The following is a 22440-nucleotide window of genomic DNA, read 5'->3' as shown; positions in this document are numbered from 1 at the left end:
AGACTGAAAAGGCTCATTAAGACTTCTCTGGCGTTCGTCGTGTACACATCCAGGTCGCCCGTACGGGGGGCTAGAGGGGTTCCTGAGGACAAAAATGGATAAGAACAACGAAGGTCCCGTGCGCACCGGTTCCGCCCGTGCGCGGCGGCTCGTCACCCGTGGGATCGTGACCGCCACGGCTCTCGCGGCCGTCACCGGTGTCGCCGCTCCGGCCGGCGCCTTCGCGGCTCCTTCGGGGGCGGTGGGCGCAGCGGCGGATGTCGTCCGCACCAGCCCTGATGACCGCATCGCTGCGGGCTTGAAGGTCGACTACGAGCCGACCCCGGAACAGTACGCGATGAGTGACCGTGACTTCATCGTCGTGCTGTGGGAGAAGGCCAAGAACTCCGGCGGGAAGTGGGAGGCGGTGCGCCAGGCCGCCGAGGAGGCCATAGCCAGCACCTCCGCCGACGACCACGTCAAGTTCATCATCTCCGGCATCGTCGCCGCGCACGACGTCGACGTGCAGCGGCACACGGAGGAGGCGGTCGAAGAGCGCAAGGTGCGCGCACTCAAGTCTCAGGCGCTGATCGCGGTCGGCATTCCGGCCAGCCCCGACCTGCTGGGGCTCAGCGACGACAACTTCATCCGCGCGATCATGAAGCACGAGGCCACCACACCGGAGGTCAAGAAGGCCGCCTCCCAGGCTCTGGGGGAGAAGGACCCGGCTGTCTGGCGCGAGTTCATCACCAACGGTGCTCGTGCGGCCCACAGCCGCGACATGGAGAACGAGCGCAAGGAACTGGAGCAGAAGAACCATGAGGAGGCCCAGCGCCGCGTGGAGGCGGATGCCCGCCGCCTCGCCGGGTCCCTGTTCGGCATCAGGATCGAGGCCTCCGATGCCATGCTGAACCTCAGCGACGACAACTTCATTCGCGAACTGATCCACCGGACTCCGGCCGCGTCCCAGGGCACCGAACTGTTCGCCGCGGCCCAGAAGGCGCTGAACAGCTCCGTCGCCGCGGACTGGCGGACGTTCATCCACACCGGTGCCGATCAGGCCTACAAGCGTGACGGCGAGATCGAAGCGAAGAAGATCGCCGAATCGAAGCGCCGGCAGGCCCTCGCCATCCAGGCACAGGCGGCCAAGACTCGCGTGCGCCCCAACCTGGTCGCCGCGGCGGAGAAGGCCCTCCGGGGCACCCCTGAGGACGTCTCCCTGTTCCTCCGAGAAGGCCAGTACCGAGCCCTGCGGCAGTCCTTCCAGGCCTCGAACTCGAAGCTGAATGGCTGGTACATCCGCCAGTCCAGCGTCGACGGCGGCGACACCTTCCTGACTCCGGTCGGCGCCAAGGGCAAGGAGTCCGACCGCGAGGACGCCACCTGGATCGTCAGGGACTCGCTGGCCGCCGAGCCCAACTGCTACTCCTTCGAGTCCGTGCGCAAGCCTGGTTTCTACCTGTCGTTGAAGGACTCCCGGGCCAAGATCGCCCCGGACGATCTCAGCGGGGACTTCCGCAAGGGCGCCACCTGGTGTGCGCACTTCTCCGAAGCCGGCACGACCTTCGAGTCCAAGGCCAAGGCGGGGCACTGGCTGCGGCAGTACAAGGGTGACCTCTACGCGGCCGTCAGGAACGGCAAGCGTGCCTACGACACGGCCAAGGACTTCGAGCTGGACACGACCTGGAACATCTCCACCCCGCTCGCCGGCTGACCGGCCCGCCTGGCCCCTTCGACGTCTGCGACGTCATCATTTTGCGAAGAAGAACGGAACACACGATGTCTCGGCCCATCCGAGCCGCACTGGCCACCGCCGCCGGTCTCACCGCGCTCGTCAGCGGTGCGACCACCGCTCACGCCGACCCGGCCATGTCCGCCGCCTCCGCGCCGGCCGTGGTGAAATTTCAGGCCGCACACAGCGGCAAGTGCCTCACCATCGCAGGCGGCAGCTTCCGCAACGGCGCCAACGCCGAACAGTCGACCTGCGTCGACGGCCTCGACCACCAGGCTTTCGAGCTCACCCCCGCCGGTGACGGAACCTTCGAGGTACGGGCCAAGCACAGTGGCAAGTGCCTCGAAGTGCGCGGCGCCGGTACGGCGGCGGGCAGCAACGTCTGGCAGTGGTGGTGCGGCGAGGGCGACCACCAGCGCTGGCGGTTCCGCCTGGTCGAGGTCGCCAAGGAACAGTTCGAGGTGCGCCCCGAGCACGCCCCGAACCTCTGCCTGGAGGTCAACCACAGCAACATGGCCGACGGCGCCAACGTTGAGCAGTGGACCTGCCACGGTGGCGACAACCAGCGCTGGCGCATCCTGCCGGTGCCCGCCTGACGTGTCGCCTGCCGACTGCATTCCCCTGAGTGACGACAACTCTGTGAAGAAAGAGAACCACACGATGGCACGGATCACCCGAGCCGCGCTGGCCACGGCCGGCATGGTCGCCGCGCTGGCCGGCGGCACGACGACCGCCCACGCGACGGGCACCGCTCCCGCCCCGGTCGCGGAGACCGTCCAGTTCCAGCTCGCCGCCACCGGCAAATGCCTGGACGCCTCGCCTTACACGGCGGGAGACCAGATGAAGGTGCAGCAGCTCTCCTGCAACGGTGCCGACGCCCAGAAGTGGCGCGTCGTGCCCGCCGCGGAGTCCACCTTCGAGCTGCGCAACATGGTCAGCGGACGGTGCCTGGAGGTGCGCCGGTCGCAGACCCAGTCCGGCGCCGAGGTCTGGCAGTGGCCCTGCAACGGCGGCAAGCAGCAGCGCTGGACGTTCGGTCTCCTGGACCCGATCAACAAGCTGTACGAGATCCGCCCCAACCACATCGGTGACCAGTGCCTGGACATCGGCCACGCCCAGGACACCGACGGTGCCGCGATCTGGCAGTGGAAGTGCAACCAGGGCGCCGCCCAGCAGTGGCGCATCCAGCCGGTCAAGTGACCGACTGAGCCGTGCCGTTCGAGGCACGGCGGACAACGCCGTGAGGAGACGGTGCCGCACCCGCTCGACGGTGGCGGCACTGTCCTCACGTGCACTCTTTCGCGTAACCGGTCGCAGCCGTGCCGTGCTGCCTGCCGGAATCTTTCTCCGAGGGGACTTGAGTGAGACGTCAGTGGTGGATCGCCCAGGCGCTGGCATGCAGCGTGCTGGCCGGCGCGAGCGCCGTCGCGGGAACAGCTCCGGCGTGGGCCGACGCTCCGGGGGCGTCCCGGCCGCGTACAGCGGGACCTCCGCTCAGGATCCCGACGCGGCTGCGCTCATGGCCGCCGAGGCAGCCGAGAACGCCCGCAAGGAAGTACGTCGCCTCGCGATGACGAATCCGTACGCGGATGTCCGCATGTCGGCCTGGAACGCCCTGCGGAACGCGGACCCGGAGGCGATCGAGAAGTGGCTGGCTCCCGGCGGCGGCTTCGAGACCGCCCGCATCCGGGCCCGCAGCAACAGGGCTCGCAACAAGGCATTCATCGAACGGGTCATCCGTACGCACCCCGCGAGCTACTCCCCCGAGGTGCGGGCCGCCGCCGAGCAGGCGCTGAAGGGCAGCTTCGCCGACCAGGAGAAGTTCGTCCGCACGGGCTACGCCGAGGCCCAGAAGCGCGACCGTGCCAAGCGGGATGCCGATACCCAGCACCAGCAGAAGGTGGCCGCCGCTGAGCGCGAGTTCGTGCGCCTTCTCGCCGAGAAGGACCCGGGCGAGCAGGTGCGGACGGCGGCGCAGTGGGCACTGCGGCCGGGTGCCCCGGACGACGATGTCGCGGAGTTCTACGGTTACGGCTGGGCGTCCGGCGCCACGCTGGACCTGGAGAGCCACCGGCTGCACATCGCGGACTCGGAAACGCTGCGCCATCACACACTGACCCGTCTGATCCAGAAGGCCGCGGTGGCCGAGGAGGCCGTCAAGGGTGCCGCCGACGCGGCACAGGCCAGGGCGGAGGCCGAGCGGGCCTGGCAGGCGGTGGCCGGGCACGCCGACGCCGCACGCAAGGCGTGGCTGGCCGAGCAGGCCACCGCCGAGACCCAGTCGGAAAACTGGCGGGCCATCGCCGAACGCGCCAAGTCTTCCGCCGACGACATCTGGAAGAACATCGTGGAACCGGCCGAGGCCACGCGCGACGCGTGGGCCAAGGAGCAGGCGGACGCCGTCGAATCGGCCGCCTTCTGGCAGAACATGTTCGACCGGGCCATGGAAGGCGAGACCCGGGTCAAGGGCTGACCGTCCTCTCGCCCACCCCACGCCGTAATTCCTGCCGCTCTCGTACCTGCCCTGCTCGAACGCTTCGTGTGTCCGGGCAGGGCCGGGCCCATTTCTGTATCCATTGACTAAGGGGTTCTTCCCTTGATAGCCAGATTCCGGCCCCGGGCCGGACGGTCACGCATGGGCGTGACCGGAACCATGAGCAAAGCCGTTTCCGCGGTGGTTGCCATGGCGGTGCTGGGCACGACGGCGACCGAAGCCGTCGCCGCCATGCCCGCCAAGCCCGCCCAGGCATCGTCGTTCGCCCAGGCGATGGCGACGCTCGACGCGGCCGCCGCGTCGCTGCCCAAGCCCGGCGCCACGACGAAGGCGCCCGCCCAGTCCACGCTGGAACGGCTCAGCGCGGACCGTGACCGGATGCTGGTCGAGGACTACGCGGACGGTGACCCTGAAGAAGAAGTCCGCGAGGCTGCCAAGAAGGCCCTGGAGAGCGACGACCCGAACGCCATCCGGGAGTTCCTGGAACACGGCGAGGCCGAGGCCCGCAAGCGGGCCAAGGAAAAGAAGGAAAACAACGACGACGAGAACCGCAAAAAGATCGAGGCGATGCGCGGCACCGGCGGGCCGCACTTCAACGCCGAGGTCGAGCGTGTTCTGGGGTCCAAGGCCACTGCCAAGGACCGCGCGGATTTCCTGGCTTTCGGCGCGCAGATCGCACGGGATCAGGACGCCAAGGACGAGAAGACCGCCAAGGAGCGCGCGGCCGAACTCCGCAAGCGTGTGGAGATGCTCGCCACGGTCGGCGGCCCCCATGTGCAGGCGGCCGCAAAGGCCGCGCTTGCCGCCGGTGACGACGCGGCCATCACGGAATTCTTGGAAAAGGGCTACCTGGTCGCCGCCCAGAAGGACGCCGATGACCAGGCGGCCCAGGAAAAGGCTCTGAAGGAAGCCCAGGAGGCCGCTGACAAGCTGGCTGAACTGGCCGAGAAGACCAAGCGTGCGGCCGAGGCCCGTACCAAGCTGATCGGCCATCACGGGGAAGCCGTCAAGGCTCTCAAGGACGCGTCCAACGCCATGACGTCGGCCGCCACGGCCGCGCGTGAAGCCGACCGGATGCTCTCGGCCGACCGGGCTGGCAAGCGCCTGTCCTCCTACGACGAGGTCAAGGCCGAGGCGGCCCGCCAGGTGGAGTACGCCACCAAGGCGGCCAAGGCCGCCCAGGTCGCGGCCGCCCAGGCCAAGATCCAGGCCGAAGTGCTGGTGGACACCGGGCTAACCCACGGCACGGAGTGGTCCGAGGTTGCCTCCGGCCTCGCGGCCGCCGCGGAAGCGGCGGTCAAGGCCAGCGAGACCGCCCAGCACGCCGTGGACGCCACGGCCGCCGACGCCGCGGCGCTCAACTCCAAGAACGCGGCCGAGGCGCACGAGCAGCAGGCCAAGCAGTGGCGCGCCAACGCCGAGCAGCACGCCAAGGCGGCGGCCACGATGGCCGCGGCCGCCGAGAAGCAGGCCAAGATCGCGGCCGACGCCGCCGCCCGGGCCAAGACGGCCCGTATCGAGGCGGAGAAGGCTGAAGCGGAGGCGTGGGAGCACGCCAAGAAGACCCGCGCGGCCCGCCTCGAAGCCGAGCGGCAGGCAAAGATCGCCGCCGAGCAGCGCCAGATCGCCGAACGCGAGCGCAAGCTGGCCGCCGAGGCCCGCGCCCGTGCTGAGCGCGAACGCGACGCCGCGGCTGCGGCACGGGCGCGCGCGGAGGCCGAGGCCCGTACCGCCTCCGCCCTGCGGGCCCAGGCCCAGTCGGCCGCCGCCACCGCCGCCTCGGCGCGCGCGAGCGCCGAGGAGAAGGAAGGTATCGCCGCCAAGGCGGACGAGCGCGCCCGTGGTGACGAGCGGGCGGCTCACGAGGCCCGGGACAAGGCCTTCCAGGCCGAGCAGAACCACCGGGCCGCGGAGGCCAAGGCCAAGGCCACCGAGGCGATCGCCGCCTCCGGTCGCGGCACCCTCAACGCTGCCGAAGCCCGGGCCGCGGCGGACGGCGCCCGCCAGGACGCCAACGCCGCCGGAGCGGCGGCCGGTCAGGCACGCAGCGCCGCCGACGGCGCCAGCGGTGCGGCCGTACGCTCCCGCGCCGCCGCTACCGAAGCCGCTGGGCACGCCGCCCGGGCCCGCGCCGCTGCGGCCGAGGCCACCGCGCACGCCGCCAAGGCCGACGCCGCCGCCAACAAGGCCGAAGCCGCTGCCGCTGCCGCCAACGCCGCGGCCAACAAGGCCGAGTCCGAAGCCGCCGCCACGCACGCCGCGGCGCAGCGCGCCAACGCCCAGGCCGCCGAGGCCACCGCCCAGGAGGCCCGCGCGGGCATCGCCGCCCACGAGTCCGCCCGCCTGGCGGACCTGGCCATGCGAGAGGCCAAGAACGCCCTCAACGCGGCCAACCGCACCAAGGAAGAAGCCGAAGGCGCGGTCCGCGAGGCCGCGATGGCCCGACTCCAGGCCACCACCGCGGTCCAGGCATCGGTGGCCGCCCGCGGCACGGCGGCCGGCATCGCCGACCCGGCCAACACCGCCATCGAGATGACCGCGCCCTTCACCGGCTCGGACGTCGAGGCGGACTTCGCCACGCAGGTGGCCAAGGCCGCCCTGGAGACCGGCCAGGAACAGGTCGAATCCGCCGAGGCCAAGGCCACCGAGGCCCTCAAGGCCGCCAAGGATGCCGAGGACGCCGCCAAGCGGGCCAACGCCCAGGTGGCACCCGCCTTCAAGGCCGCCGCCGACGCCGCGAACTCCGCAGCGAATGCAGCACGTTCGTCCGCCAACGCCATGAAGTCCGCCGCCCAGGCGGCCGACGACGGCGCCAAGGCCCGTGCCGCAGCAGCCAGCGCCAACAAGGCCGACGCCCAGGCCCAGGCCGACGCCAGGGCCGCCCGCCAGGCCGCCAACCAGGCCTACGCTGACGCCAAGGCAGCCCGCCAGGCGGCCAACGCGGCCGAGGCCGAAGCATCCCGCGCCCGCGGCGCCGCCGCCGAGGCCACGCAGCACGCCAACGCCGCTGCCGCCGCCGCTTCCAAGGCCGAACACGAGGCCGCGGTCGCCCAGAGCGCCGCTACCCAGGCCGAAAACGACGCAGCCGCCGCAAGCAAGCTCGCCGACTCCGCCGAACAGCACGCCAAATCGGCCGAGGCCTTCGCGAAGAACGCCAACAAGTACGCCCAGGAAGCGAAGGAATCCGCCGAGAAGGCGGAGACTTACGAGCGGGAGCAGGAGCGGAAGCGGCGCGAGGAGTCGCTGAAGGAGGAGAGCGGCAAGGGCGACGCCCCGAAGCTCAGTGCAGGCGAGGAAGCAGCTCTCCAGGCCGCCGGCATCACGCCCGAAATGCTCGCGGCGGCCCGTGAACTCGACGACAAGGGGTTCCTCGGCTTCCTCAAGGAACACGGCGCCGAAATCCTGGTCTCTCTTCTTGGCCTTGACGACGTCAAGGCGTGTTTCACCAAGGGGGACATCGAGGCTTGCGTCTGGACCCTCATCGGCGCGCTCCCTTGGGGCAAGGCCTTCCAGGCCATCAAGGAAGCCCCGGCGATCGCCAAGGCCATCTACCGGACAGTTACGGGCATCGGCACATTCATTGAGAAGTCCGACAAGGCGAAGAAGCTGATTCGCAAGAGCAAGGAGATAATCGAGAAGCTCGCCGGGTCGCCCTGTTTCACGGATGAGAAAAAGAACAGTTTCACGCCGGAAACCTTGGTGGTCATGGCTGACGGTTCGCGTAAGCAGATCAAGGACGTCCAGGTCGGCCAGCAGGTCCTGGCCACTGACCCGACAGCTGGCCGGACTGAGGCGCGAGCAGTCACCGATGTGATCATCGGTGACGGGGAGAAGAACCTGGTAGAAGTCACCGTCGATAGCGATGCTGTAGCCGGAGGCGCCACGGGAACGCTCAGGGCCACCGACGGCCACCCATTCTGGGTCGCCAACCGAGGGCAGTGGGTGGACGCCAAGGACCTCAAGACGGGTGATATGCTCCGCACCTCTAGCGGCGACCTGCGTGAAGTTGTCGGCCACCGTGCCTGGACTGAGGTGCGGAAGGTGTACAACCTTTCCGTGGCGGGCATCCACACGTATTACGCACTGGCGGGTGAGACGCCGGTCCTGGTGCACAATTCGTTCGCTTGCGAACTCGATGCGCATGGTTGGCCTATTGCAACCATGGATAACTGCAAAGAGTGCGCGAAGAAGATCAAGGATATAATCGGCGGCGATGTATTCGAGATGAGGGATTCTTACGGGGCGAAACTCGGGCCGTCCAAGCGTGACCCTCATGGCACCTGGCACAAACACTTCGTAGTGGTCAAGGATGGTAAAGCGTATGACGCTTTCACCGGAGCAGAGGGCATGGAGCTAGACGCCTATCGCCGTCAGTGGGAGTACTGGGAATACATCAAACTCGATAAGCGATCGGATCTGTGATAAGGGATGGAAATTCGGGAACTCTGCTTCCACCTGAGAAATCGACGTCGGATGTATCTGCTGGATGATCGGTTCTCAACCGCGGTTGCATTCGTCGAAGGTTTCAATGTGGCCCATGACAGTAATCCATTGGATGGATTCCAGGAATGGGTGTGTGGGCGGATCATTGGCGGGCACACCTCTCGCCACTGGGCTTACGTACTTGCCTCGGCTCAAGTGCCCGGAATGATTGACGGTCAGATTTCCATCGATCGAATCCCGCGCGATTTGGAGGGAGGGTTGATCGAGTTCATGCTTGATCTCCTTGAGGACTTCGCAAACCGGCCTACTGGCTGAGGTCCCCAAAACCGATTCATGACGGTATGCGAGTCGTGGAACGCAGAAGCCCCACCGGAAGCATTCCGGTGGGGCTTCTGAAGTGTGCGACGGCAACGTCAGCGGAAGACTGCTGAGGCGGGCGGGGCGTCGAGACGTCGTCGAACCGGTTCGGGGTGTTGTTTACAGTGTGGGTGTCTTGGCGTGAGTCGGAACGCGTGCATAGATGGCGGCGGATAAATTCCTTAACCGCGACGAGTTCGACGCCCTGACCCGGAAGCCGGACTTCAGGTGAAATGGCAAGATCATGAGGTGGGTGGTGGAGGCCAACCTCGCGAAGAGCGTGTTGAAGGTGCGGTGGGGTCGGTCGAGATAAGTCCTCTGTCTTGCATAGTGGTGAACAGATGCTTGCTCTGTGGTCAAGCTGCGGCCGCACGCTCGCGCTGCTGCCCTGTCCTTCGTAGCGGCGCTTCGACGACTGCTAGTAGCGAGCGCGGAGGGACGTGGGGCCTTCGAGGGTGCGGGCCTTGGAAGGCGTGGTGAGCTTGCCCGTAATGGTGCGTTGAAGAGGACGGCGGTTGGCAGCGGTGATCTGGCCGAGGTCTTCTCAGCGGGGCTCGAAGAAGTTAGCCGCCGATGGGGCGGATCGCCGCCGTCCGGGCCCGCCCCCTTCGTTTCAGCCGCCCCGCACAGCCAGCGAAACCCCGAACCGTCCCTCCGTGTCCGTCCACCACCGGCTCATCTCGAACCCGGCGGCCTTCAGTTCGTCCCGTACGCCTTCCTCGCGGAACTTCGCCGAGATTTCCGTCCTGATCTCCTCGCCTTCCGCGAAGGGAATGGCCAGGTCCAGTGCCGGGATCTTCGCCGTCAGTTCCTTCGTCGCCCGCAGCCGCATCTCGATCCACTCGTGTTGGGCGTTCCACAGCGCCACGTGCTGGAAGTCGGCCGGGTCGAAGTCGGCCTCCAGTTCTCGGTTGATGACGTGGAGGACGTTCTTGTTGAACTCGGCGGTGATGCCGCGGGAGTCGTCGTAAGCGGCTACGAGGGTGGGTTCGGGCTTGACCAGGTCGGTGCCCAGGAGGAGGGCGTCGCCGGGGGAGAGGAGGGCGTGGGTGGCGCGGAGGAAGGTGGTGCGTTCTTCCGGGAGGAGGTTGCCGATGGTGCCGCCCAGGAAGGCGAGGAGGCGGGGGCCGGGGGTGCCGGGGAGGGCGAAGCCCTGTTGGAAGTCGGCCACCAGGGCGTGGACGGTGAGGGACGGGTGGAGGGTGAGGAGGGTTTCGGCGGCGGAGGTGAGTGCGGATTCGCTGACGTCGACCGGGACGTAGGTGTGGAGGCCGGTCAGGGCCGCGATGAGGTGGCGGGTTTTGTCGGAGGAGCCGGAGCCGAGTTCGACGAGGGTGCGGGCGCCGGTGGCCGTGGCGATGTCGGTGGAGTGGTTGATCAGGATTTCGCGTTCGGCGCGGGTGGGGTAGTAGTCCGGCAACGTGGTGATCACGTCGAAGAGTTCGCTGCCGCGGGCGTCGTAGAACCACTTGGGCGGGAGCTGTTTGGGGCTGCGGGTCAGCCCGTGGGCGACGTCGGCGCGGAGCGCGGCGGTGGTGGCGTCGGCGGGCAGGGTGCGGGTGACGGTGAGAGAACTCACGCGGCGGGCTCCTTGAGCGGGGTGAGGAGGACGTCGGTGGGCGTGGCCGCGAGCAGGGTGTACGGCGGGACCTCGGTCCAGTGGGGGAGGCGTCGTACGGCTCGGAGGCGACGGTGGTGCTGCGTCCGGGCTCGGCGAGGTAGAAGAGGGAGTCGCCCCAGGCGGTCGCGGCGATGGTGGCGCCGTCGGTGAGGAGCAGGTTCAGCCGGGCGCCGGGGGCGGCGGCGGACACCGCCGTGACGGTGTCGGCCAGCGCCTCGGCGGGGTCCATGCCGACGCTGAGCCGGTGGTGCACCAGCGCCCAGAGGAAGGCCGAGTCGCAGCGGGCCGGGAGCGAGAGGAGCCGGTCCGGGGAAGTCCGGCGGCCAGGTCGGCCAGGGAGCCGGGCCAGCCCGGTACGGCGCCGTTGTGGCTGAAAAGCCACGGTCCGTCGGCGAACGGCGCGGCGGCCGCCTCGGCGTCCGCGCCGGCGAAGGTGGCGTCCCGGACGGCGGCGAGCAGTGCGGTGGTGCGCACCACCCGCAGCAGGTCCAGGACTCCGGTGTCGGCCCAGATGGGCCCGCCTTTGCGGTACCGGGCGGGTACCGGGTCGCCGGGCGCGTACCAGCCGACGCCGAAGCCGTCCGCGTTGACCGTGCCGTGGATCTGGTGGCGTGGCTGCCAGGACTGGCGGTACAGGCCGTGGGAGGGGGCGGTGATGAGGGAGCCCAGGGGGACCTCCGGGCCGAGGTAGGCGAGGTGGCGGCACATCAGGGTCGCCTCCAGGGGCCGGGACCGGGCTCGGTGTCGTGGGCGGTGTACGGCGCCGGGCTCCAGGGCCCGGCGCTCTGAGCCGGCGGGCACTCCGGCGGAATCGGGGCCCTCATGCGCCCGCCGCATCCGCGTCGCGCGCGGTACGGAAGCCGGCGAAGATCTGGCGCCGTACCGGCAGGTCCCAGTTGCGGAAGGTGCCCCGGCAGGCCACCGGGTCGACGGCGAACGAACCGCCGCGCAGCACCTTGTACGGCCCGCCGAAGAACACCTCCGAGTACTCGCGGTAGGGGAAGGCGGCGAAGCCGGGGTACGGGAGGAAGTCGCTCGACGTCCACTCCCAGACGTCGCCGATGAGCTGGCGTATGCCGAGGGGGATGCGCCGTCCGGGTAGCTGCCGACCGGAGCGGGGCGCAGGTGCCGCTGGCCCAGGTTGGCGTGGGCGGGGCCGGGGTCCTCGTCGCCCCAGGGGTAGCGGCGGGAGCGGCCGCTCGCCGGGTCGTGCCGGGCGGCCTTCTCCCACTCCTCCTCCGTGGGCAGCCGCCGGCCCGCCCACCGCGCGTACGCGTCGGCCTCGTACCAGCTCACGTGCAGAACCGGTTCGTCCGGCGGCACCGGCTCGGTGACACCGAAGCGTCGCCGCAGCCACTGGCCGCCTTCGTCGCGCCAGAACAGCGGGGCGCGCAGGCGGTGTTCGCGTACCTGGTCCCAGCCCTCGGCGGACCACCAGCGCGGTGCGTCGTAGCCGCCGTCCTCGATGAAGTCGAGGTACGCGCCGTTGCTCACCGGTGTGGTGTCGATCAGGAAGGCCGGCAGGAGACGCCGGTGTGCGGGGCGTTCGTTGTCCAGGGCCCACGGTTCGGTGGAGGTGCCCATCGTGAACGGGCCGGCGGGCACCAGCACCTCGGCGGGCAGGGGGCCGTCGGCGGTCCGCGGGGGCTCGGGGGCCGTCAGCGCGGCCGGGCCGCGCCGCAGCTGGTGGGTGATGAGCATGGTCTCGTCGTGCTGCTGCTCGTGCTGGGCGATCATGCCGAAGGCGAAGCCGGAGTCGAGCAGCGGTGCGCCGCGCAGCGGGCTGCTCTCCAGCACGTCCAGGACCCGGCTGCGTACGTCCGCCACGTAGCCGTGTGCCTCGGCGGGCGGCAGCAGGGGCAGGGACGGGCGTTCGGCCCGCGGGTGCTCGAAGGCGTCGTACACGGAGTCGATGTCGGGGCGCAGCGCGTCCCGCTTGCCGACCGCGCGCAGCAGCCACTGCTCCTCCTGGTTGCCGATGTGCGCCAGGTCCCAGACCAGCGGCGACATCAGCGGGGAGTGCTGGGCGGTGAGGTCGTGGTCGTCGACACAGGTGGTCAGCGCGCGGGTGCGGTCGCGCGCGGCGAGCAGGGCGCGCGCCGCGCGTTCCCGGAGCGACTCGGGATCGTGGGTCACAGACTGTCCTTCCCGGGGGTGAGCTCGTCCTCGTACGCGATGGCAGGCTCCGGCGGCGGCGCGGTGGCGACCGGCCAGGGAGGCTTCGCCGCCGGAGCGGGCTCCTCCGCGTACGCCCCGTCCAGCAGGTCGTCCGCCGGGCAGCGGCCCTGTGCCACGTAGCGTTCGGTGAAGCGGGCGACCGCTTCGCTCACTCCGGCCGGGGCGCCCAGCCGGGGCAGCGCCTCCTGCGCGATGGTGAAGCAGGCCAGCGCGGCGGCCCGCAGCTCGGGGTCGGTCAGCGCGCTCCGGGCGGCGTGCCGCCACAGCGGGTTGCGCGGCGCCGGACGGGTGCCGGCCGTCTCGGCGAGGGGTTTGACCACGCGGTAGGCGCTCTCGGCGGCCTCCGGGTCGTCGAACAGCGCGGCCGTGACGGCCAGCGGCACGATCCAGCCGCCGTCCCCCGGCTGCGCGTCGATCATGCGCAGTTCCAGGTGCCCGCGCGGCCGTACGGGCGGGAAGAGCGTGGTGACGTGGTAGTCGAGGTCCTCCTCGGTCGGCGGACGCGGCACACCCGTACGGACCCAGTCGCGGAACGTCAGCCCCTCGGGCGCGTCCCACGGGCCGTCGTCGCCGCGGACGCACATCACGGGCGCGTCCAGGACGTAACCGGCCCAGGCGGTACGCGGGTCGGGGCCCTCGGGCGGGGCGAGGGTGCGGGCCGGGTCCATCTGGGACCACACCACCTGGCGGGTGGAGCGGTAGCCGGTCGGGCAGCCCTCGCTGACGGGCGAGTTGGCGAAGGCGGCGAGCAGGACCGCGCCCAGCAGGTGGGCCAGCCGCCAGCGGCGGCCGAGTCCGAGCGGACCCGGCTCCTCCTGGCCGGCGTCCAGGCAGATCTGTACGGACGCGGTGCCGCACATCATGGACCGGCCCGCGTTGCCCCAGCGGTCGAAGTACGCCTCCATGGCGTCGTAGCGGGGTTCGGTGAGCACCCGCCGCGGGGGTGCCAGGGGTTGTGGCCGTGCCCCGCCATCCCGAGGCCCAGCTCCCGCATCGCGGGGCGGACCAGGGCCAGGTCGGCCGAGACGGCTTCGACGCACGCGGTGAGGGAGGTGGCGGGCAGCGAGCTGAGCTCCAGCTGTCCGCCGGGTTCGAAGGTGAGGGCCGACCGCAGGGGGAGGGCACGCAGTGCGGTGGCCGCTTCACGGTGTCGTACGGGGTCGACGGGACATCGGGGGTTACGGGCGTCGTGGACGAGCCACTCGATCTCGACGCCGATGCGGCGGGGTGGTCCGGTCTTGAAGCAGATGCCACGCAGGTGGGCCTCCAGCTCCGCCTCCGTGACAGCCGGCCGTGCGGGCATGGGCTCCAACTCCCTCTGATCGGGACGACGGCTGCCGTCCGACGGCGGAATTGCCGCCCTCCACCTAAGCGGGTGCGGGCGGTGCACTCAAGGGCACATTCTCGTCGCCGCGGTGCCGGTGCGCGAGGGCACCGGCCCGGGGCGGCCGGGGCCCGGTGCCGGTGCACCCGCGTCTGCCTGCGGTTTCCCGGCGGTGACGCGCGATACGGAGGGTTCGTTTCTTTGTGCGAATTTGGGGGAAGGCGGGAGGTGAGCCGCGCGGGTCGCCGAGGCATGCCCGGAGGCACGCCGGATGTCGGGTCAGGCTGCCCAGGCCCGCCGTTCCGGGCCGCGCGGGTCGTCGGTCGGCGTCCACTCGGCGCCGATGCGCATCGTCGTCCGGCGCCCGGTGTCGTACGGACTCCAGCCGGGGCTGCCAGTCTCGGCGAACCGGACCCAGCTGCCGTGCATCCGGGCGGCGAGGCCGGCGAGCTCGGCGGGCGGCGCGTCGGGGCCGAGCAGGCCGTGGGGCCCGCGCAGGCCGGGCAGGTCCGTGCGGTCGAAGACGAAGGGGAGTTCCACGGCGTGGGCGGCGCCCAGCGTTCCGTCCAGGGCCCCGGAGCGCCACGCGAACTCGTACCCGAAGGTGGCGGCCCCCGAGTGCGCGGCATGTGCCGAGGCCAGGGCCCAGCTGCCCGCGCCGAACAGCGCGTCGCCCATGACGGCGGACCGCAGCGCCCCGGTGGACGCCCCGGGGCGCGTCGTCCGGTACGTCTCGACGAGCCGCGCCGGGTCCGGATGCGCGTCGGCCGCCGTCGCGTCGACGTCCGCGTCGGTCGAGGTGGCGTACCGGCCCACCGGAGCCAGATAGAGGTTCCCTTCCTCGGTGTTGGTCCCGATGAGCAGGTCCACGCCGGACGCGGCCCCGGCGAGGACCGACGCGGCCGGCTGGGTGTCCAGGACCAGGCTGAACGGGCTGAGGCCGAGCAGCGGGTCGTGGTGGGTGGCGGTCCGGAGGGAGATGCCCGCGAGCCGGGCGGCGGTCTCGACCAGGCGCTCGTCGTCGAGGCCGGCGAAGGCGTCGGCGTGCGGCTCGACGCCCAGGTCGGCGGCGGCCGCCCGGGTGACGCGGGCGGCCTGCCCGGTGGTGAAGGCCCCCAGTCCGCTGCCGCTCTGGACGATCGCCCGGCGGACGAGGCCCGCGGCCTCCGGGGCGGCGAGCACGCCCCCGACGACGGTGGCCCCGGCCGACTGGCCGAAGAGGGTGACACGGTCGGGGTCACCGCCGAAGGCGGCGATGTTCTCCCGTACCCAGCGCAGCGCGGCGACCACGTCGAGGAGGCCGCGGTTGGCTGGCGCCCCGGACAGGTCCAGGAAGCCCGCGATGCCGAGCCGGTAGTTCAGGGTGACGAGGACGACGCCGTCACGGGCGAAGCCGGCGCCGTCGTACAGGGCGGACCGCGTCGATCCGGCGACGAACCCGCCGCCGTGCACGAACACCATGACGGGCAGGCCGCCGCCCGCGTCCGCCGGTGTCCGGACGGTGACGGTGAGGTAGTCCTCCCCGCGGCTCCAGCCGGTGCCGAAGTAGGGCGTCATGTCCAGGCTGCCCAGGTCGCGCGCGGACTGCGGCGCGGTGGGGCCCGGCGTGGTGGCGTCCCGTACGCCGTCCCAGGGCGCGTGCGGCCGCGGCGGCGCGAACCGGCCGGCGCCCACCGGCGGGGCGGCGTAGGGAATGTTCAGGAAGACGGCGCTGCCGTCCTGGCGCAGGCCGCGGACCGCTCCCTGGGCGGTGGTCACGACAGGGTCCGGGTGGCGGGTGTGGTGCACAGGCATGACTCTCGGGTCTCTTCGGTCGCTGTTCTCTCAGGCCTATCCGGCCTCTGCTATTTCTTTGGCCTCTCCGGCCTCTGTGGTTCCTCTGGCCTCCGGGCGCTCAGTCCCGCTCGGTGTACGGCGTGAACGGGGCCCACCCCTTGATGGCGAACGCGCTCCCCTCGCGCACCACCTCCGCGGCGCCGTGGCCGCCCAGATGTGCGGGGATGACGAGGGCGTTGGTGTCGGCGGCCCGGCCCAGCACCTTGCGCCGGGTGGCGCGGGCGCCCGCGGGGTCCTCGCAGAAGCAGCTGTTGGCGTCCGGCGCGAGGATCTGCGCGGGACTGTGCAGCAGGTCGCCGACGAACACCGCGCGGTCGGTGCCGGACGTGAGGGTCAGTACGGACGAGCCGGGGGTGTGCCCGGGGCCGCGTCCAGACGCAGATTCGCGTCGATACGGTGGCTTTCCTCCCACAAGTGCGTCAGCCCGGCCGCGTGCACCGGAGCCACGCTGTCCTCGAACACGTTCTGATTTCCGCGGCCGAGTCTCGGCTGGTGACCGTTGGCGGGATTCCAGAAGTCGAAGTCGTCCTTCGGCATCAGATACGTGGCGTTCGGGAAGGTGGGGATCCAGTTCCTGCCGTCCAGGTACGTGTTCCAGCCGACGTGGTCGACGTGCAGATGCGTGTTGACGACGACGTCGACGTCCTCGGGCGCGACGCCGGCCCGGGCCAGAGCGCCCAGGAAGCCGGTTTCCAGGCGGCTCCAGACCGGGGAGTACGGGCGCTCCTTGTGATTGCCCACACCGGTGTCGACCAGGATCGTCCTGCCCTCACTGCGCAGCAGCCAGGTCTGGATCGCGGAATTGACGATGCGGGTGCCGGGCTCCAGGAAATCCGGGGACACCCAGGAGGAGTTCCGTTCCCACACCTCCTCCGGGACGTCGGGGAAGAAGGTGTCCGGCGTCATGCCGACCGGGCCGAAATACTCCCGGACGCGGGTGACGGTCACGTTTCCGAGTTCGATGGTTTCCGTGCGCGTTTCCATGGGGTGCCTTCACGAATCGTGGGATGTCCCGGAACCGTACGAGCGGGACCGCCGCGTGAGGTATCCGTCAGGTGACTGCACCCGCACCCGCCCGCACCCGCATGCCCGCCTCTGCACGCCCACGGGCGCCGGCTGCGCCACTTGTAGCCTGAACACGACGAAGCATGACGAGGCACGACGGCTCCGATCCGGGAGCCCGCACTCCTGGAGACTGTGTGGACGAGCACCGAGCGGCCCCCGGCACGGTCACGGAACCGGCCCCGGCCCCGGAGGACCGCATCGTCGGCCGGGACGCGGAACTCGCCCGCCTCTTCCGTACGGTGGACTCCCGGGCGGTGCCTTCCCGGGCGGCGGATTCCCGTACAGCGGACTCCCGTAGGGCGGACCCGGCAGCCGCGGCCGGCCCGGTCCTCGTCCTCACCGGCGACGCGGGCACGGGCAAGAGCGCGCTGCTGGACGCCGCGGCGCGCCGGGCGGCGGCACGGGACACCCGCGTCCTGCGCGCCTGCGGAAGCGAGTCCGAGTCGGACCTCGCCTTCTCCGCGCTGCACCAGCTGCTGCGGCCGGTACGGGCCGAGGCGGACGCGCTGCCGCCGAGGCAGCGCGCGGCGCTGCACGACGCCCTCGGTACCGGACAGGCCGCAACGGCCCCCGACCCCCTGCTGTTCGGGCTCGCCGTTCTGAGCCTGCTGTCGGCGCTGGGCGAGCAGGGCCCGGTACTGGCCGTACTGGACGATGCCCAGTGGTGCGACCGCGCCTCCCTGGACGCCCTGGCGTTCGCCGCCCGACGGCTGGCGGAAGAACCGGTCACGGTGCTGGTCGGCGCCCGTACCGGCGACCACCCGCCGGGCTTCGACCGCCACGTACCGGCGCTCGCCCTCGGCCCGCTCGACGACGCGGCGGCGCACCGCCTGCTGGACCTCCAGCCGCACCGCCCCACCGGCCGGACCAGGACCCGCGTCCTCGACCAGGCCGGCGGCAACCCCTGGCACTGGCCGAACTGGCGCGGGCCGCCGCCGGCATGGAGACCGGCGCAGCAGGGGAGCCGCCGGCCGCCGCCCGCTCCCGCTCACCGACCGCCTGGAACGGCTCTTCGCCGCCCGCCTGCACGGCCTCCCGGCCCGTACGGCACGGGCGTTGCTGCTCCTGGCCGCCATGGACACCGCCGACCACGCCGCCGTACCGGCCGGGCTGCCGCACACCGAGGACGACGCCTGGCCGCCCGCCGAGCAGGCCGGGCTCATCCGCCGCACCGGCCGGGACACCCGCTTCCGCCACCCGCTGATCCGGTCCGCCGTCTACCACGCCGCACCCTTCGACGCCCGGCGCGACGCCCACCGCACGCTCGCCGGAATGCTGCCGGACGCACCGGACCGGCGCGCCTGGCACCTCGCCGCCGCCTGCGAACGCCCGGACGCGGACGTGTCGGCCGAGCTGGAACGGACCGCCGACCGGGCCCGCCGCCGCGGCGGCCACGCGGCAGCGGCCAAAGCGCTGCAACGTGCCGCGGAGCTGGCTCCGCTGCGCGCGGACAGCGCCCGGCTGCTCGTCGAAGCCGTCGGCGCGGCCGTGTTCACCGGGGACCTCGCCTGGGTCGAGGAACTGGCCGCCGCGGCACGTGCCCGTACCGACGACCCGGCGCTGCTGGCCTCCGCCACGGCCCACGTGGGACGGCTGGCGACGCTGACCGTACGCCACAGCGTGGTCTTCTCCCGCCTGGCCGGTGCCGCCGAGGAACGGGCGGCCGCCCAGCCCGCCGTCGCGCTGGACCTGCTGGCCGGAGCCGCCGTGGCCTGCTTCTACTCAGGAGAGGAACGCGCGCGCCGTCGCGTCCAAGACGTCCTGCGGCGCATTCCCGAGAACGCGTCGGAGGACTGGCTGCGCGCCTGGGTGCAGGCCGTGTCGGCCCCTGACGTCGGGCGGCCGCAACTGCTCCGTGCCCTCACCGCGTCGTTGGCCGAGGCGGAACACCGGCCCGGCCGTCTCACCGCGCTCGCGGTCATGGCATGGCTTCTGGACGAGACACCGCAGGCAGCGCGCGCTTTCGACGCGGCCTTCGACCGCGGGGACGCGCACGGGTCGCTGCCGGACGGCCTGGGCGGTGCGGCCGCCTGGACGTATGTGGAACAGGGCAGGTGGGGGCAGGCCCGCGAGGTCTGCGCACGGATGGCGGCGGTCGGCGCCACGGCCGGCCTCGACCACGCGGTGGCGTGCGCGGCGGCGGTGGACGCCGTCGTACTGGCCCACCAGGGCGACGCGGCGGCGGCCCGCGCCCGTGCCGACGAGGCGCTGGCGCTGGTCGATCCGCTGGAGAGCCGATCGGTCCTCGTCCACGCCCGTCGCGCGCTCGGCGCCGCGGCAGCCGCGGAAGGCGCGTACGACACCGCGTACGACCAACTCCGCGCGGCCTTCACGGCGGACGGCGCGCCGCTGCACTACCACGCCTCCTGGCCGGTCCTCGCGGACCTGGCCGCCGCCGCGGTGCGCGGCGGCCGGCGCGCGGAGGCCACCGCGATCGTCGAGCGCAGTGCGGACACGCTCGGGGAGCACGCCTCGCCCCGGCTGCGCGCGCTGCTCAGCCGGGCCCGTGCCCTGCTGGCGGCGCCCGAGGACGCCGAGCCGCACTTCCGGGCGGCGCTGGCGGAACCGGCCCTCGCCCACTGGCCCTTCGAGCGCGCCCAGGCCCTGCTGGACCTCGCCGAATGGCTGCGGCGCCGACGGCGCATCGCCGAGGCGCGGCCGCTGCTCGCCGAGGCGCTGGAGACGTTCCGGCGCCTGGGGGCCCGCCCGTGGGCCGACCGCGCCCGGACCGAATCGCGCGCCGCCGGTCTCGACGTCACGGCACCGGCACCCGACGCGCTCGCCGAACTGTCCCCGCAGCAGCAACAGATCGTCAAACTGGCTGCCCGCGGACTGACCAACCGCGAGATCGGCGAAAAGCTCTTCCTCTCCCCGCGCACGGTCGGCTCGCACCTCTACCGCAGCTTCCCCAAACTGGGCATCACCGCCCGCTCCCAGCTGCGTGACCTCGTCGAGGAGCGCTGTACGGGGCCGGCTGACGTCGACCGGTGAGCGTGCTGTGATCGGGCCGGCCGGCCCGCCCGCCCGCGTGCGGCACAGGCGCCCCGGCCGCCGCTCACGTACGCTGCTTCCGGCCGCCTCGCGGGCACCGCCGTACGCGCGGGCGGTGGCCGGGCACCACACGGGACGAGGGGACGCGATGACGAGCACGAGGAGCGGCGGCCGCGGCAAGGCCGCGCGGCCCCTGGCGGTCTTCGACCTGGACGGCACGCTCGCCGACACCGGGCACCGTCAGCACTTCCTGGAGCGTCGGCCGCGCGACTGGCAGGGCTTCTTCGCCGCGGCCCCGGACGACCCGCCGCTCGCGGCGGGCGTGGAACTGGCCCGGCGGAGCGCCGGGGAGTGCGAGGTCGTCTATCTGACCGGCCGCCCCGAGCGCTGCCGCCGGGACACCCTGGCCTGGCTCGGACAGCACGAGCTGCCCGAGGGGCGGCTCTACATGCGCCCGAACGAGGACCGGCGGCCCGCCCGGTACACCAAGCTGGAACTCCTGCGCCGCCTGGCGGGCGGGCGCGAGGTACGCCATGTCGTGGACGACGACGAACTGGTCTGCGACGCCTGCGAGCAGGCCGGCTACCCGGTCGTACGGGCCCGCTGGGCAGCACCGTCCACGGACCTGAAGGACGCCCAGGAGCGCGAGGGACGCACCTGACCCCCACCGCCGCACCCGGTGCCCGTGATCGTCACCCTGTGTGATCCACTCATGGTCATGAAGCCGGTCGCCGGAGCCCCGAGGTCATGACCCAGCACTGCTGCGAGGACATGACGCGGGAGGTTGAGACCGTCTGCGACCAGCACGACAACCGTTCGACTGCCCGGACGCGCTGATCCGCTCCAGTGCCGAGTTCCGCCGGTACGGCTTGATCATCCACGACGGCGGCACGTCGAGCAGCACCGTCACGTTCTGCCCCTGGTGCGGACGGCGCCTTCCCGAGGCGCAGCGGGACCGTTGGTTCGAGGAACTGGAACGGCGGGGGATCGACTCGTGGGAGGACGAGATCCCCGCGGAGTTCGAGGACGAACGCCGGCCGGCCTCGCTTCCCCAGGAACAGCGCGGCTGAGGCAGCACGGCACGGCGCCGCGCCGGCCTGCCGTCCCAGACCACCACTCCCTTACCCCGCACCCTGCACCCGGCCCGACATGCTTGCGATGGCGATAACCCCCTGAGAGGGTGAGCCGCGTCGGCTGGTGGTGGTGCACACGCGCCCGGCCGAGGTACGGCGGCTGCGCCCGGCGACGGTTCGAACAGCCTGGAAGGGAACGGACGGTGGACGGTACGACCACGGGCGTGGCCCAGGTGGACGGTGTGCGGCTGCACTACACCCGGGCGGGTTCCGGCCCGCTGGTGGTGCTGCTGCACGGCTGGCCGCAGACCTCCCGGTGCTGGTGGCCGGTCCTCGGCGGACTGGCCGAGGACTACACCGTCGTCGCGCCCGACCTGCGCGGCTACGGCCGCAGCGACAAGCCCACGACCGGTTACGACAAGCGGCGGATGGCCGCCGACATGGCGGGCCTCGTCGAGTCGCTGGGGTTCGGGCGGGCCGCCGTCGTCGGGCACGACCGGGGCGCGCGGGTGGCCCACCGCTGGGCGCTGGACCGGCCCGAACAGGTGGAGCGGATCGCGGTGCTGGACATCGTGCCGACGCGCGAGACGCTGCGCCGTACGGACGCCACGATCGCCGCCGGGTACTGGCACTGGTTCTTCCACCTCCAGCCCGACCTGCCCGAACGGCTGGCCGGCGCGGACGTCCGCGGCTACCTGGAGTACTTCTTCGAGCGGTGGACCTACGACCGGCACGCGCTGACCGACGAGGCCGTGGACGCGTACGTGGCGGCGTTCTCCCGCCCCGGCGCGCTGCGCGCGGGCTTCGACGACTACCGGGCCACGGAGGCGGACGTCGCCCTGGACGACGCGGACTTCGCCGCGGGGCGGCTGCTGACCGTCCCGGTCCTGGCCCTGTGGGGAGCGGCCGGCCTGCCCGCGCGGCTGCCGACGCTGGACATCTGGCGGGACCACTCCGCGCATCCGGACCAGGTGACCGGTGCGGAGATCGCCGCCTGCGGGCATTTCATCGCGGAGGAGGCCCCGGAAGCGCTGCTGGCGCATCTGCGCGATTTCCTGCCGAAGCCCGCCTGAGACGGCCGCGGCTCACCCGGCACCTCGCCCGACGGCCCGTCAGGGGGCTGAGGCCGCCTGCGGTACGGGGGCGCAGCCCTCGTCGGCGGTGCGGCGCCCGGGTGGCAGGACGTCGGCGAAGAAAACGGACGATCTGCCTCCGAAACTTGTCATAGACCTGAAGACGCTATTGGATCAGGGGTGCGAGATGCGTACTATGCGCCATAGTTGAGCGATCAAAGACCGACATGTCTGTTTCCCTGTCCGGCCGAATGTGCCATGACGCTGTTGAGAG

The 22440-nt window shown here is 71.6% G+C and carries 13 protein-coding genes and 4 pseudogenes; 11 read left to right on the top strand and 6 right to left on the bottom strand.

What is annotated here, in order from left to right:
* The first annotated feature begins 166 nt into the window (after positions 1–166).
* From ACEXOX_RS04800 to ACEXOX_RS04775, 6 genes are all read left to right on the top strand, one after another.
* Positions 167–1693 (top strand): AbfB domain-containing protein, encoded by a 1527-nt coding sequence (locus tag ACEXOX_RS04800; RefSeq protein ID WP_406519232.1) that lies wholly within the window; start codon positions 167–169, stop codon positions 1691–1693.
* Positions 1694–1758: 65 nt separating this feature from the next.
* Complete coding sequence (locus ACEXOX_RS04795; protein WP_406519231.1) at positions 1759–2307, top strand: RICIN domain-containing protein; 549 nt, start codon at positions 1759–1761, stop codon at positions 2305–2307.
* A 64-nt stretch (positions 2308–2371) separates the two neighbouring features.
* A complete protein-coding gene (locus tag ACEXOX_RS04790) occupies positions 2372–2911 on the top strand; it encodes an RICIN domain-containing protein (RefSeq protein WP_406519230.1) in 540 nt (179 codons plus the stop codon).
* A 319-nt stretch (positions 2912–3230) separates the two neighbouring features.
* Positions 3231–4184: a hypothetical protein gene (locus tag ACEXOX_RS04785; protein ID WP_406519229.1), complete on the top strand. Its 954-nt coding sequence runs from the start codon at positions 3231–3233 to the stop codon at positions 4182–4184.
* Positions 4185–4346: 162 nt separating this feature from the next.
* Positions 4347–8627, top strand: a complete 4281-nt coding sequence (locus ACEXOX_RS04780; protein WP_406519228.1) for a polymorphic toxin-type HINT domain-containing protein — start codon at positions 4347–4349, stop codon at positions 8625–8627.
* 51 nt (positions 8628–8678) lie between these two features.
* Positions 8679–8963 carry a hypothetical protein gene (locus ACEXOX_RS04775; protein WP_406519227.1) on the top strand — a complete coding sequence of 95 codons (285 nt, stop codon included), beginning with the start codon at positions 8679–8681 and terminating at the stop codon, positions 8961–8963.
* A 655-nt stretch (positions 8964–9618) separates the two neighbouring features.
* Here the strand turns inward: ACEXOX_RS04775 and egtD are convergent.
* The 6 genes and pseudogenes from egtD to ACEXOX_RS04745 all read right to left on the bottom strand — a co-directional run bounded on the left by egtD (position 9619) and on the right by ACEXOX_RS04745 (position 16948).
* On the bottom strand, positions 9619–10584 hold the full coding sequence (egtD, locus tag ACEXOX_RS04770; RefSeq protein ID WP_406519226.1) for an L-histidine N(alpha)-methyltransferase: 966 nt from the start codon (positions 10582–10584) through the stop codon (positions 9619–9621).
* A pseudogene (egtC, locus tag ACEXOX_RS04765) lies at positions 10581–11334 on the bottom strand (ergothioneine biosynthesis protein EgtC). The gene egtD and the pseudogene egtC overlap by 4 nt, the downstream one beginning before the upstream one ends.
* Before the next feature lie 112 nt (positions 11335–11446).
* Positions 11447–12762: pseudogene (egtB, locus tag ACEXOX_RS04760) on the bottom strand (ergothioneine biosynthesis protein EgtB).
* Positions 12759–14107: pseudogene (gene egtA / locus ACEXOX_RS04755) on the bottom strand (ergothioneine biosynthesis glutamate--cysteine ligase EgtA). The pseudogenes egtB and egtA overlap by 4 nt, the downstream one beginning before the upstream one ends.
* A gap of 300 nt (positions 14108–14407) precedes the next feature.
* The gene (locus ACEXOX_RS04750; RefSeq protein ID WP_406519225.1) at positions 14408–15922 is read right to left on the bottom strand and encodes a carboxylesterase/lipase family protein; all 1515 of its coding nucleotides are present in this window, start codon (positions 15920–15922) and stop codon (positions 14408–14410) included.
* A gap of 100 nt (positions 15923–16022) precedes the next feature.
* Positions 16023–16948 (bottom strand): annotated as a pseudogene (locus ACEXOX_RS04745) (MBL fold metallo-hydrolase).
* A 164-nt stretch (positions 16949–17112) separates the two neighbouring features.
* On the opposite strand from ACEXOX_RS04745, the gene ACEXOX_RS04740 reads away from it, so the two are divergent.
* The 5 genes from ACEXOX_RS04740 (at position 17113) to ACEXOX_RS04720 (ending at position 22166) form a co-directional block, all read left to right on the top strand.
* Positions 17113–18861 (top strand): ATP-binding protein, encoded by a 1749-nt coding sequence (locus tag ACEXOX_RS04740; protein WP_406526229.1) that lies wholly within the window; start codon positions 17113–17115, stop codon positions 18859–18861.
* A gap of 88 nt (positions 18862–18949) precedes the next feature.
* Entirely contained in the window at positions 18950–20020 is a 1071-nt protein-coding gene (locus ACEXOX_RS04735) for a LuxR C-terminal-related transcriptional regulator (protein WP_406526228.1), read from the top strand.
* A 148-nt stretch (positions 20021–20168) separates the two neighbouring features.
* Complete coding sequence (locus ACEXOX_RS04730) at positions 20169–20681, top strand: hypothetical protein (protein WP_406519224.1); 513 nt, start codon at positions 20169–20171, stop codon at positions 20679–20681.
* Between the two features lie 208 nt (positions 20682–20889).
* Positions 20890–21090 carry a DUF6980 family protein gene (locus tag ACEXOX_RS04725; RefSeq protein WP_406519223.1) on the top strand — a complete coding sequence of 67 codons (201 nt, stop codon included), beginning with the start codon at positions 20890–20892 and terminating at the stop codon, positions 21088–21090.
* A 206-nt stretch (positions 21091–21296) separates the two neighbouring features.
* Positions 21297–22166: an alpha/beta fold hydrolase gene (locus ACEXOX_RS04720; RefSeq protein WP_406519222.1), complete on the top strand. Its 870-nt coding sequence runs from the start codon at positions 21297–21299 to the stop codon at positions 22164–22166.
* The last annotated feature ends 274 nt before the right edge of the window (positions 22167–22440 follow it).

It is taken from the genome of Streptomyces sp. Ac-502 (genome assembly GCF_045222935.1).
Classification (GTDB): Bacteria; Actinomycetota; Actinomycetes; order Streptomycetales; family Streptomycetaceae; genus Streptomyces; species Streptomyces monomycini.
The sequence above is the reverse complement of the archived record's forward strand: the minus strand, read 5'-3'. Positions and strand labels throughout refer to the sequence as shown.

Excerpts from the sequence above, each read along its gene's own strand:
- ACEXOX_RS04795 (WP_406519231.1), top strand. The coding sequence starts at position 1,759 with ATGTCTCGGCCCATCCGAGCCGCACTGGCCACCGCCGCCGGTCTCACC.
- ACEXOX_RS04790 (WP_406519230.1), top strand. The coding sequence starts at position 2,372 with ATGGCACGGATCACCCGAGCCGCGCTGGCCACGGCCGGCATGGTCGCC.
- ACEXOX_RS04785 (WP_406519229.1), top strand. The coding sequence starts at position 3,231 with ATGGCCGCCGAGGCAGCCGAGAACGCCCGCAAGGAAGTACGTCGCCTC.
- ACEXOX_RS04780 (WP_406519228.1), top strand. The coding sequence starts at position 4,347 with ATGGGCGTGACCGGAACCATGAGCAAAGCCGTTTCCGCGGTGGTTGCC.
- ACEXOX_RS04775 (WP_406519227.1), top strand. The coding sequence starts at position 8,679 with ATGTATCTGCTGGATGATCGGTTCTCAACCGCGGTTGCATTCGTCGAA.
- ACEXOX_RS04750 (WP_406519225.1), bottom strand. The coding sequence starts at position 15,922 with ATGCCTGTGCACCACACCCGCCACCCGGACCCTGTCGTGACCACCGCC.
- ACEXOX_RS04740 (WP_406526229.1), top strand. The coding sequence starts at position 17,113 with ATGACGAGGCACGACGGCTCCGATCCGGGAGCCCGCACTCCTGGAGAC.
- ACEXOX_RS04735 (WP_406526228.1), top strand. The coding sequence starts at position 18,950 with ATGGCATGGCTTCTGGACGAGACACCGCAGGCAGCGCGCGCTTTCGAC.
- ACEXOX_RS04730 (WP_406519224.1), top strand. The coding sequence starts at position 20,169 with ATGACGAGCACGAGGAGCGGCGGCCGCGGCAAGGCCGCGCGGCCCCTG.